10 protein-coding genes are annotated in these 12,663 nt (G+C 40.7%); all 10 read right to left on the bottom strand.

From position 1 onward, the window contains the following. Positions 1-117 precede the first annotated feature (117 nt). Positions 118-1,116 carry a type VI secretion system baseplate subunit TssG gene (gene tssG, locus AACR09_RS01095; protein WP_029222545.1) on the bottom strand — a complete coding sequence of 333 codons (999 nt, stop codon included), beginning with the start codon at positions 1,114-1,116 and terminating at the stop codon, positions 118-120. Continuing rightward, positions 1,113-2,861 (bottom strand): type VI secretion system baseplate subunit TssF, encoded by a 1,749-nt coding sequence (gene tssF, locus AACR09_RS01090; RefSeq protein WP_029222544.1) that lies wholly within the window; start codon positions 2,859-2,861, stop codon positions 1,113-1,115. Before tssF ends, tssG begins: the two co-directional genes overlap by 4 nt. Positions 2,862-2,871: 10 nt before the next feature. Further along, on the bottom strand, positions 2,872-3,282 hold the full coding sequence (gene tssE, locus AACR09_RS01085; protein ID WP_017067543.1) for a type VI secretion system baseplate subunit TssE: 411 nt from the start codon (positions 3,280-3,282) through the stop codon (positions 2,872-2,874). A 60-nt stretch (positions 3,283-3,342) separates the two neighbouring features. Then, positions 3,343-4,818, bottom strand: a complete 1,476-nt coding sequence (gene tssC / locus AACR09_RS01080) for a type VI secretion system contractile sheath large subunit (protein ID WP_054543288.1) — start codon at positions 4,816-4,818, stop codon at positions 3,343-3,345. An 8-nt stretch (positions 4,819-4,826) separates the two neighbouring features. Continuing rightward, positions 4,827-5,333, bottom strand: a complete 507-nt coding sequence (tssB, locus tag AACR09_RS01075) for a type VI secretion system contractile sheath small subunit (RefSeq protein WP_017064520.1) — start codon at positions 5,331-5,333, stop codon at positions 4,827-4,829. 17 nt (positions 5,334-5,350) lie between these two features. After that, a complete protein-coding gene (tssA, locus tag AACR09_RS01070; protein ID WP_102533694.1) occupies positions 5,351-6,925 on the bottom strand; it encodes a type VI secretion system protein TssA in 1,575 nt (524 codons plus the stop codon). 1 nt (position 6,926) lies between these two features. Next, positions 6,927-8,918, bottom strand: coding sequence for a serine/threonine protein kinase (locus tag AACR09_RS01065; RefSeq protein ID WP_102504241.1), 1,992 nt, complete (start codon positions 8,916-8,918; stop codon positions 6,927-6,929). A 500-nt stretch (positions 8,919-9,418) separates the two neighbouring features. Beyond that, entirely contained in the window at positions 9,419-10,372 is a 954-nt protein-coding gene (locus AACR09_RS01060; protein WP_193834676.1) for a hypothetical protein, read from the bottom strand. After that, the gene (locus tag AACR09_RS01055) at positions 10,365-11,357 is read right to left on the bottom strand and encodes a DUF2169 family type VI secretion system accessory protein (protein ID WP_054543284.1); all 993 of its coding nucleotides are present in this window, start codon (positions 11,355-11,357) and stop codon (positions 10,365-10,367) included. Before AACR09_RS01055 ends, AACR09_RS01060 begins: the two co-directional genes overlap by 8 nt. Continuing rightward, positions 11,338-12,657 carry a hypothetical protein gene (locus tag AACR09_RS01050; protein WP_193834674.1) on the bottom strand — a complete coding sequence of 440 codons (1,320 nt, stop codon included), beginning with the start codon at positions 12,655-12,657 and terminating at the stop codon, positions 11,338-11,340. Before AACR09_RS01050 ends, AACR09_RS01055 begins: the two co-directional genes overlap by 20 nt. Positions 12,658-12,663: the final 6 nt, after the last annotated feature.

The following is a 12,663-nucleotide window of genomic DNA, read 5'->3' as shown; positions in this document are numbered from 1 at the left end:
AGGGCGAAGGGAAAGAACATTCCCTAGAACAGTTAAGCCTAGACCACAGCGGTATGCTAAGAACAAAAATGCCGTTCACTCTTAAGTGAACGGCATTAGCTCTTATGAGCGGCTTTTTTAAATGCCTCCAATTAATCTAATCTTCGCATCTTTCGTACCTGCTTGACCCAACCAAAAAGTTTGCCCCAAACTCGTCCCATCACCTTGACCTAGTTGATTCTTTGGAACTGAGTCTAAATCAACAGTTAGTTTTAAATCCCAAGACATAGGGTCACGAAGAATAAAACGCATCAAACCCACTAAAGTTTTATGGAAATCTCCTCCATAGGAAAACTTTCGGAACGTCTCGAAATCGATGTTATCGATACAGAGATTAAACTTACCATTTAGGTCTGGGATACTCTTACCTAAATGTAAATTCGAACCCAAAATACAATTCGTTCTATTTAATTGATTCCTTTGGCATTCGGCAATTTTTACTCTTCGAAAGACCCACTCTTCGATTCGAACACTTGGTAATGAAAAATAGTGCGCGACAATGCCAGAAATCAGTTTCGGAGAGCGCGTCCTGGTAGATAGCTGATTGACATAAGACAAAATCTTAGCACGATCAAGGCCTATGGTATCTGACTCTTGAATAACATTAGACAATCCAGCTAGGTGCAGCATGCGCCCAGAAAAGTCATCCGTTGCATCGCTTTGATACTGGACATGATAACGGTACTTTTTCCACACACGATAGATTAAGCTCGTATATCTGTTATGAAAGAAATCAAAGAAATCTCTAACTGGATTATCATCATCATCTCTACCTACTAATTTTTCTGTATAGTTAGCAGGTAAAGGTGAACTTGAACCGTGTAATCCTAAGAAGTTAGTTTCAATTCTTGAATAGTGCTCACCAGACCTTTCCATATGACTGATGAATTCCATATCACTTTTGGGGAAACAGAGGTTTGGTGAAACACTAAACGCAATTCTCTCTTGATAAAAATACTTATTTTCACCAACCGCGACAAAATCACTACCCGGTAATAGTTGGTAATGCTTCTCTAACAACAAAACTGCTTGAAAAAAGCTAAATTCGTTTATTTTATCTGATAATTCATCAATCATAAGATTGTTTGCTGTCCAGTTAAACTTGCCCATTGGTAGCTTTCGCCACTGCGTTCATCGTAGACTTCTAACTCTGTAAATGAATTAACACTTGAATATAAGCGTATAAACTCATTCAATACATTTGCCATCAAAAACATGTCCCCTTCGTTTACAAAGAAACTAGAGTTCATCTTAAGCTTAAATTGATTGCCACGAACGGACACTCCTCTAAACACTCTATCGATAGGTTTCATTTCTGATGAGATAATTCCGTCAAGCCTGTGTAACGAAGCCCTATGAGCCTGCCTATCTACTCTAGAATGAAAGTCATATGTAGACAGTAAAACCTTGAGTACATCAATATTAGAGAGCGACAAATAATTCAATGACATATTAGCAATCAGTTGCCATTGGAGTTCGCCATTCACTTGCGGGCTAACAGATTGTGTAGGTTTAGTAATATTATTAAACGTGGCGTAAGTCGGAGATTTATGGGTGGTATATATGATGTCCCCTACAGACAACCTTTCAGACAAATCTGCATTACTACACAATAACTTCATCAAAACCGTTTCGGTTCCTAGGTCTGCAATATCCCCATTGTGAGTATGAAAAGAGATATAACGCTCAAGCCCTCTTCCACTCACTCGCTCTGAAACTTTTGACTTGTAGAAATCACGTTTATCTCTTTGATTTATTTGGTGTTCAAAGGACTCAAATTCAATAAGAGGTTTTCGTCGCCTTTCATTTTTGCTCCAACTTTCTACTTGGTTTATTGAATAAACTTCGTAGTGATCCTGGTTGTCACTCTGTGGCCGAACTTTATACTCGTTGCGGCGATGTTCAAGCCGAATTGGATCGCCATCTTTTTCGAATAGGTTCACAGCTGGCGTACAATGTAGCCTTAAGTGCTTATCTTTCAGGACAACTTCGGCAGGTAATGCTCTCTTAAAATGGAATTTAAGGTTCACAGTGCTTCTTTGTGGTATCCCTTTTAACCAATCGAGACCCGTAATATCAAAAAACATAAATTTGTCTGGCAAAGAAAAATATTCTTGTAACAAACGATAACCTGCAAATGAATTGTCGCTATATGGCAGTATCGCTTCGTCGTCTTGGTACCCAACCGGTTTTACAAATTCAGGTCCAAGTTTACGCTTATACCCACCGCCTACGTCTAACTCGACGTAGTCTAAGTATCTAAATATCCATAAGAAAAGAATTCTAGTTATATGGATCTCACCATGTAAATGAAACCTTAATTTATCTAACCCGATACGAGATAACTCTAGCCCATGTTCAGTCGCAAGTGTCACATCAACGGATGAGCTTGTTCGACTGTTGCTTTGCTCAATGCTTGTGATTTTTAAGGGGAACAGCTCTACGTCATAACAGGTTCTGAATAAACATTGCGTACCTTCCACTTGTTCACTAGCCATCTCAGCCCCACGCTTGACCACTGTTTTTTCAGTGACACTTCCCGAGTGTGGCGTTAGTTCGCTAATGCATAACGAAGGAATCGAGCGCATGTAATGTGGCCACAACAGCGTCATTAACGACTGAGTGAGCTCTGGGAGTTCGTCATCAATTTTTTCTCTAATACGGCCTGTAAGAAACGCAAAACCTTCAAGAAGACGTTCTACATCAGGATCGAATGTTCCTTCAGATAAAAAGTTGGTCAGTTTTGGATTGTACTTGGCAAATTCGCTGCCGGATTCTCGTAGATATGTGAGTTCATCTTGAAAGTATTTACTGTTACTCAATGGGCACCTACTAAACGTTAAATTGGCCGTCAGTTCCCATATAGACATCGATAGACATCGGAACTTTTCCACCGTTGTGTAAGACTTCTCCGCATATGCCAAAGCCTAATTGAAGAGGATTATTGTGATTTTCTCGGTAATGCACTTCAACGCTTCGTAGCCGAGGTTCGAAGCTTTCTATTGTGGAAGTGATGTTCTTTTGGATGTGACGAACTAAATTGGTGTTGTTCGATAGAACATCATTGAAATCAGGTAAGCCATATTCCCCATCGATCATTGCATTACCCGCATGAGTATTAAGCAAATCAGCAAGGTGCAGATGAATGGATTCAATTAAATGCCTATGTGAAACCACTTTTTCATAACAGTTTTTCGGCTCACCAAGTTCAATTCGTTCTAATAATCGGTAACCTTTTTCCATATAACACTCTAAGAAAAAAAGCAGCCAGTGAACCTGGCCGCTTATTTATTTCCAAACTTATTATTGGTCTAGCTTACCAACCAAAGATAAGTCAAAACTCGCACCCATGTACTTGAAGTGAGGACGGACAGACATTGATACTTTATACCAACCTGGGTCACCCTCAACGTCAGACACTTCGACTTTAGCCGCTCGTAACGGACGACGACCACGAACTTCTGCTGGCGGGTTCTCTTGGTCAGATACGTATTGACGGATCCATTTATTAAGCTCAACTTCCAAATCGGTACGCTCTTTCCAAGAACCAATTTGCTCACGTTGAAGTACTTTAATGTAATGAGCTAAGCGGTTAATAATGAACATGTAAGGTAGCTGAGTACCCAACTTGTAGTTCATCTCAGCTTGCTTGCCTTCAGGTGTATTCGCAAACACTTTTGGTTTTTGAACTGAGTTTGCCGAGAAGAACGCTGCGTTATCAGAACCTTTACGCATTGTTAAAGCCATAAAGCCTTCTTCTGCAAGTTCGTACTCACGGCGGTCAGAAACCAGAATTTCGGTAGGGATCTTAGTTTCGATCTGCCCCATCGCTTCAAAGTTATAAACCGGTAAATCGGTTACCGCACCACCACTTTGCGGGCCAATAATGTTTGGACACCAGCGATATTTTGCAAACGACTCACTGATCTTTGAAGCCATAGCATAAGCTGAGTTACCCCAAAGGTAATTGTCATGGCTGTCCGTAACCATTTCATCGTAGTCAAACGCCTTAATCGGGTTGTCTTCAACTGAGTATGGCGTACGTAGCATAAAGCGTGATGTACAAAGCCCCACATAACGTGCGTCTTCGTGCTCACGGAATCCGCGCCACTTAGTATACTGAGGACCTTCAAATACCGACTTTAAGTCTTTTAAGTTCGGTAATTCTTCATAAGAATCTAAACCAAAGAATTCAGAAGATGCAGAAGTAATAAATGGTGCATGAGACATAGCACCTACATTACCCATATATTCCATTAATTTAATATCAGGCGAAGACGCAGACAGTTGGTAATCACAAATAACGGCACCTACAGGCTTACCACCAAATTGACCGTATTCACGAGTATAAATCTGCTTATACAAACCTGATTTCACTACTTCAGGAGCATCTTCAAAATCATCTAGAACTTCGTCTTTCTTAGCCGAAATAAGTTCGATTTGAATGTTTTCACGGAAGTCCGTGTGATCAACAAGATATTTAAGACCACGCCATGTTGATTCAATCGCTTGAACTTCTTCGTTGTGAAGAATTGCATCAACCTGTTTAGACAACTTTTGATCAATCTCAGAGATCATCAAATCAACTAAAGACTGGTCTACTTTTTCTACTGTTGAGCTGCTTAATAACTCACCAATGAATGCTTCAACGCCACGCTTTGCAACGTCAAAACCTTCATCACTAGGCTTAAGGCGAGTCTCATTTAGAATGCTATCCAGAAGAGAGCCTGACTCAACTAGAGCTGCTTCTTGTTCTGGTGCTTGTGCTTCTGCCGACATGATCTTCCTTACTCTGCTTTTTCGCCTTGGTCTGCACCAATGCTTAGTTCATCCAAAAGTTTCTTTCTTGCTTCTTCATCTTGAAGAACTGCTGCAATCTTCTTACGGAAAGCAGGTACATTCCCTAGAGGGCCTTTCAATGCAACCAAGGCTTCACGAAGTTCTAGTAAACCATTCAGTTCAGGAACGCTCTTCGCAATCGACTCTGGAGTAAAGTCCTTCATATTTTTGAATGTAATATCAACGCCAATTTGCGCACCTTCTTCATCAGAAAGACGGTTTTCAACATTTGCTTTGATATTCGGAGCGTAACCTTCTAATACTTCGTTAAAGTTATCTTTATCGATATTAATCGGATTACGCTCTTCGATCGGAGTTTCATCTGCACGAGCAGTGAAGTCACCGACAACCATCATACTTAGGGGCAGTTCAACATCATCAGACGCATCGCCTGTTGCTGGAACATAACGTATATTAATTCGCTCTTTCGGAGCCACCGAGCCATCACGTGACATAATTAGTCCTTTCTAGTTTATTGCTGGTCATAAATTGTTTCCCATTCGCTATATCTCACAGGTAAAAAATCCTTAGTTCGATATAGTTCCTTTAGAGTTTTTTGAATTAGATTTTCTAAAGAAAAGAACAAATGGGGTTCCCAAATTGATAGATTTAGTTCCTTAGCCACCGCCCAACTTTGTTCCAAGTAAGGCAAGCACAAAGGGTATAAACCAACACTTTGGTAGGCTTTCACTAACTTTAAGTGCAACATGAATTGTCCACGACCGGAGTTATCCAACTCGAGTTTATTTGACAGTTCAGCCACATATTTACCCAAGTCACCTAGGGTAATATCCTCCATCTCAGATAGATCATCTTCAGCTACAACAATAGTTTGAATTATTGATGATTTACCCGAAGGACAAGTATTACCTGTAGACAACCAAGTAATTGTTGCTTCATCCGCAAATGGAATAGAATTTTTGAAAGAGAGGTTCTCAATTCCCTCAAAAGAATCGACAAATCTCTTTGTTTCTTGCTTTACAGCCAACGCAGCTTCGTCATACCCAAGATTGTCTAACATTGCATAAACGAAATAATGCCCAGTCAGCCAAAATGGCGCATCAGTAAGTGTTCGCTCTAGACGCTTGATCGTATCGATATCACTTTCTTGATTTGCTTTATCTCTATATTCCGCCTGCTGGTCTGATGACACAGCAAGGCTAAGAGGCGTTACATTGTCTTGGTGGTCTGGTAGACCATCAACATCGGCCCATGTCAGGTGACGGTAAATCCGATATCCCAAAGGTTCAGTCGGATTTGAATGCACCATTATTTCAGACACTTTTTTTAACGTACGCTTTGATGCAGTCGGAGATGAAAAGTCTGTATCTACGTCTACAGTGCTGTGCTCTCGAGGTTTACTTCGTTTCTGATTAGATGTGGCTTGCGTCGTAGGACTGTCAGTTTCGTGGCTTTCTGGAACGATAGTTTTCTCGGACAGTGCAACAACATCAATGAGCGGATCTGAATCAGCCACACTGCCTTCAACCAAGGTTTCTTCATTTAAAGATGCGTTCAGCCTTAGTTGATTCAAATGACTTTTTAATTCGAAAAAGTCCACATCAGAGTCTTGAAATATCTCGTCAAACTGACGCTGAATACCTTCAGTTAATGTGATACATCGAGATAGAACTTCCCAATCAAGAGATTCTGTAGACAATTTAGTCGCGACGAGTTTGAATTGATGATTCAGCCACTCAACAGCCCCATCTCTACCTCTTTTACGTTTCGGGTATAGGTCATGACCAAAACGACTGATTGAGTCATTGAGCAAAGATAATCCTTCCTCAAGCCCTATCACGCCTTTATCCTCCACCAAAGAGCGAATCAGATAACAAAGCGCTTTAAGATCCTTACTATGTTGACTTAACACCTCTATTGAATGGACTTTTACAATATGCCAGTCGACAGTCTCGCCAAATAATGAACCAAATTTTTTCACTTCGGCTTCCATCATTTCATAGCAAAACTCGTACCTAGCATCCTCACCAGTTGGTGAGTGTTCAGATATTGGTGCTAATAGCGTTTCAGTATCGATCAGACTCAAGTTAACCTCTGCTTTCAGAATTGTAATTTCTAATTGCTCGCTCGATAGCTATAGCACCTCGCGCTGGTTTAGATAGTTGATGACTTTTGTCTATAGAATCACTTGCCATACTATTAAGAATTTCCGTTATTTCGCTGAATTTCTTAGGGGCATTAGTCTCTAGATCAGCTAACGAGTCGTGCAGTTTCTGTCGACCAAATACTGATTGTTCAGTTACAGTACTGAACAAAATAAATTCGCTTCTTGCTACTTTTAGGGCTCTTACTTTAGCTTTCAATTTTGGCGTGTTACCAAAAAATGATTGCGCAGCTTCTGCCTCAAGAATTGCCTTGGTGTAGTAATGCTGTTTTGCATTTTTCTCTATCGAGGAATCTATACCGCTGAGTACTTTTCGCGGTAATACATGACTATAAAAATAGGCTCTTGACTGGTTTACTTTCCAAGCAGTTTCAATATCACTGTCTGCAACATCTGATTTTCCGTCTAAGATGAGTTCGACTAAACGCTGTTCTTGATCCCCACCAAAGGTGGCAATATTTTGCGAATTGATGGTCGCCTTATTCAGACTTGCCATCGTGTCCGTCAGCGCTTTATCTGCATAAGGAAATAGAGAGCCGTCACTGTTCAGTTTTTCTCGCAAAACAACGAGATCATGCCGGATAGACATCAGAGTTTTAGGAAGTTGATCGACCGACCCTTCATATTCATTCAAGTCCGATTCATAGTTTTTATACAACTTAGCTAATTTGCTCTGTTGGACTTCATAAGCTTCTCGGTAAGGAGCTGTCGAGACGACATCCTTTTCCATATCTTGCAACGCGAATTCAATATCCCATGGAGACTGTGCTAAAAAAGACGCGGTTTGTGCAGGTTTAATCGTGCTCACAAGGCTACTTGAACTGTTGGTAGATTTAACAATCGATTTCCATTCAGGCTGACCTTGGTTGTATAAATATGTGCTAGTGATAATCACGACACACAGAACCAAACTCGCTTCTAAGTATCGAAGTCGACCACTTTGAATTCTGTCAATAGTTCGATGTTTGGTTAGAACAAGATCAGCATTCCGTAAACTACTAAATAAGGGAGCACTAACATCAGCACCAAATTTTTGGGTATCGATCTTGGCTAATTGCTGAGCAAACGAAGTCGCTGTATACCTGTGCTGTCGAGGGTTGTTGACAACCTCTCTAATTAACTTCCATACGTGGTTAGGGATTAAACCTGGTCGTTTTTTTGCTTGTAATTGAGTTGTCCAAGCATCGCCAAATGCAGCTCCAAGAAATAGATGCCCAGTTAATAACGCCAATGAATAGACGTCATCTTGAGGTTGAGCCACGCCAGACTTTATAAACGCAGGAGACGCATAGCTCATGCTTGCTTCTGCATAAGTATTAGATTCACCAACATAACGAGCAGCACCAAAATCGATTAACTTTACATAATCAGACTCTGTAACAAGAATGTTTGAAGGTTTAATATCTAAATGGCAGACACCTCTCGTGTGCATAAACTCAAGCGCACCAGACAATTGATATATCAGCCACGCAATATGATCATGCCTAAAACCTTTAGGAGTATGACGAGCCATTTTTTCGGCCAAAGATTCGCCCTGAATCCACTGATACATAAAGTATGGTCTATCGAACTCTTTGCCTATTTTAATGAAATCTGCAACGCTCGGATGTTGAGACATCTCAAGGCGACTGGCTTCATTAATGATTAATTCATTCGCAAGTTCAGATGACCCTTCATTTAAAACTTTGCAGCAAACCTGTTTTTCAGGGTTTCCTTTCTTAGCCAAATGATAAATAGTCGTTTTGCCATTTTTTGAAGGTAATGTATCTAACACGTCAAATTGGGAAAAAATCACATACTCTAATTTGGGCTTATTTCTATTAGCCATATTCTGAGCTTGCTGGTTTTTCTTTTCGATCGCTTTCACAACCAACTTATCTAGATAACCTTTGGCTGTCCCTTGCTTGTCTGGCACGCTAAACTCTTTATCAAACGAAATAAATTAATGTTGGATAATAATTACTGTCTAATACCCTTTTCAATAGCAGTATTTAAAACCATCGGTAAGACTATTAATTCAGTTATTATTACTAAACAAAGGAACACTACAACAAACGCTTTGACTAACAAATTTCTGCTATTTTAGGCTCCAGAATTTAATATTTACCTAACAAAATAACGGACTAAACATACACTGTTAACTGAGTCACATTTTGAGTTGATTTTAAGTAAAAATGAGTTATTCACTTATAGGGAGAAATAATTGAAATACTTTTCAAAAGGCAGTTCTAATTTTCCATCGAATTCAACTGGAGTATTGGAAATTTTGGAGTTAGAGCTTTGCAGCGGTTTAAGCATCCCAGTGAATAAATAAGATCTAGATACATACCAAGACTAAATCACATTCCAGCTAATACTCTCGCGATACTGATTACGACATAAATAATATTAGCGTTTTGTATGCCGGCCATGTGATCAGTTCTGTTTCATGCAGGTGAGTTGGAGCAATGCCCTTTCTCCTTGAACATCAAACATTAACAAAGTTACAGGCCTATTATGAGCCACCTCTTGAATAGTGCAGGCCATTAATGCCAATGCAGAACAGCCGCCCAATGAGCCCCATAAATCATTAATTAAAGTTGGCTGTTGAGGGTTATCAAAACATTCGGCGCGAGCACCTAGCGCAAAACCATAATCTTCAGTATGGGATCTCAGATTAGTCATATCAGAAAATACAGACCCAAAACTCTTAATATTGCGACTCGCATTCCTGACTAGCTTCATTACTGACCTTCGCGTTGTATTTGTTGGCTCTACTTCAAAATAGCCTAACTTTGCTTTTGGTTTGAGCTTCAACGTTTGCACCAAATTATTCCGACACAACAGTAAGCCCGCCCCGCCTTCACTAGGTATTATCCCCCATGGGTTATAAGAGCTCATTACTTGCCCGGCATCGATTAAGTTATTAAGGTCATCGAAAAGAGAGTCGACTGAAATACTCATGATTGCGTCAAATTGGTTTAACTTAGCTAATGATGTGCTTAAGTGTGACGGCCCACTTTGTTGAACAACTTCATAATGTGAGATTGAATCACGGTGCTTGCAATCACTTAACCACTCGCTCATCGCAACAACAGACAGAGTACCGGGTATATTGACTAGCAACGGAATAGGCTTTAATGCCTTAGGTAACTGCTTCAAAAGAGACCCGATCAAGCTCTCAATAAGCTCTGAACACTTGCCAAACAATGATGTATTTGAAGTGTATTCAATGTTTGCGTAGGTGAATCTTTCGATACCATCATCGGCTACTTTCTGATCGAATCTTCCTAAATCCACTTTGGCAACTGTTGTGGCTATATCAAGGTTCATGCCCGCTGGTGTCATGGCTTCCATACCAATAACGAAACGTGCCGAATTGTTATTCATTATCGGACAACTCCTGTTTTTGACGGATCTTCGTTGACACTAATAGATGCTCCTCGCCTTGACATGGAAATGCAGCGCTGTAGCTGATTGAAAGTATACGAGCCTCGGTATCAATGAAAACGGTAGAAATAGGCATATCAACTTGATATTTGGCATTTTTAAACTGAGCTTCTGCTACATACATCTCTTGAGGGAAACGGAAAGAGAGAGCGTCATTATGACAAAAGCCACTGATCATCAATCGTTCTCCGCCAGATATGAACCCTTTACATTGTTGGTCTTGTGGTGCGCTCTGATAAAAACGTTGGTCAAAGTCTAAAGGATAAAGAGGTTTCCTATTCTCTAACCAATCATCATCAAAAGTACCAGCGTAACGCTGCCGTGCCCCAAAAAATGGAGCTAGCGGGCCAAAGCCTGCAACCCGGACATTCTTGGGCGTCGCACTCCAGTCTTCCGTTGGATAAAAAACAGAAGGTACTTTTTGTTTCAATAGCTCCGCTTTGCTATCAGCGATCCCTCCACCGAGTCGATTTCTTAAATCACCTCCGATAGCACAGGAGAAATCGATTTCCTTTTCGACAAATGGAAGTGGTTTACTTAAGGTTACGCTGCCACCGTGTTCGATCCATTGCCTATCACCAAGTACCGATATAGTTTTATCAATATGACCGTCAATCAAAAGCCGACACTCGTGGTACGTAACTGCTTTTTTCGCGTAGCTCCGAGCCTTACCGAAAATCAGCACATCAGTGTTGGCTTTGACAACAGAGAACTCATGGTCAGCTTTCATCGCAGAAAGCCCGGCTTCCCCCAGATAGACAGGATCATCATAGATCTCTGACTGTTGCTGCTCCTTCCAAGCAGAACCGACGAGTTGCCATGAGCGTTTTCCAACGATAATCCAAACCTCATTGCCATTCTGATCTCGTTGAAAACGGCCTTTAATTGAAAGCCCTGGATAATTCTCAATATCCCACAACTGCATGATTGCTCCTTAGGCCAAACCTTTCTGAAGCTGTTGGATTCTGAGTTAGTCGCGTGATATTCCACTTTTGTTGATGAGCTGGCATAGTCATATCCCAAGGGATGTATGAGCGAGTGTGGAGACAAACCTGACGCCAAATCCAAATCCTAAAGGCAGCACTAACTTGAGTATCGAACATGGCTTGTATGCTGGTTTCTAGCGTCAAAGGTTGTCCCATTCTACCTGGTGAGACTTGTCTGTAGGCGTCACTCTCTGCCCATTGTTTTAATTTTTCGAGCATTTCATACCATTCAAAATCGATACCTAAATTTTTCGGTGTCACTGGTAAACGTTTACCATAGACAATGTAAAGCGCTTGGATCCAATCCTCACCTTCGAACTCGTCAAGGCTAAATAGTAAATCCACTATTTGAGGAACATGCTCATTCAGACCATGCAATACAAAATCAAATGGAGCCATTACACTACTTGGATCAAAGTTACCAAATTCTTTGAGCTCTAAAAGCTTGGCAAAAGTGACGACTTCTGAGTCAAACACACTATCGATTGAGGTACCGAACTCCTTTCGAAACCAAGTACCTCTGTCCTCTTTCGAAAGCAAACGTTCAAACAGGTTCTGACTGCCCTTTGAGTTTTCAGCTAACCAGACAACACTTTCTACGTCGTTTTGTAATGATAAAAATAAATGTGTTTTATGCTTAGAAAACCGCTTATCTTTAAGCCAGCGTTTTAGCAGACCAACTGTGACAGTTTGGCGTAACTGTAAGCACTCCAAGTAAAGTAGGGGCAGTTTACAGCCACCTTCAACCATTTCGATTATCACGAGGTCGATGTCTCGCAATGATGACTGAACCACCAACAACTTAGCGGCTTGATAATCTAATTCATCAAGCATAGACAAGCCACAAAGTAGGTTTTCGTGTTCTTGTCCAAGCTCTGAGCTCAACATGAGCCAAGCATAAATGGTTGGTTCGCTCTGCTTCAATTGATGTATTAATCCCGGAGCCAATCGATAGAAAGACAAATAAACATTTGTTAGGTCTTTAATCTGACGCTCAGCCAGTGCTAAATATTCCAGTTTAACGCTTGGGTATCCCCTTTTATGTATTTGTAAGCGTTGCTTTAACAAGAAATCGAGTGTCTCCGAAGCCAGTGACAGCTTTTCATTACACATATCCAGCCACTTGACGGGAAGCTCGTCCAATAAAGTGAGCGTACTTCCCGCATTAGAGATGGCCAGTTCCACATCTTCATTAGTAATCGGCTGATTTAGTTGATCTATACCTATTTTTTGACGCATCCGTGA

Source organism: Vibrio sp. OPT20, from assembly GCF_963889365.1.
Classification (GTDB): domain Bacteria; phylum Pseudomonadota; class Gammaproteobacteria; order Enterobacterales; family Vibrionaceae; genus Vibrio; species Vibrio splendidus.
This window is presented reverse-complemented; position numbering and strand designations above follow the sequence as displayed.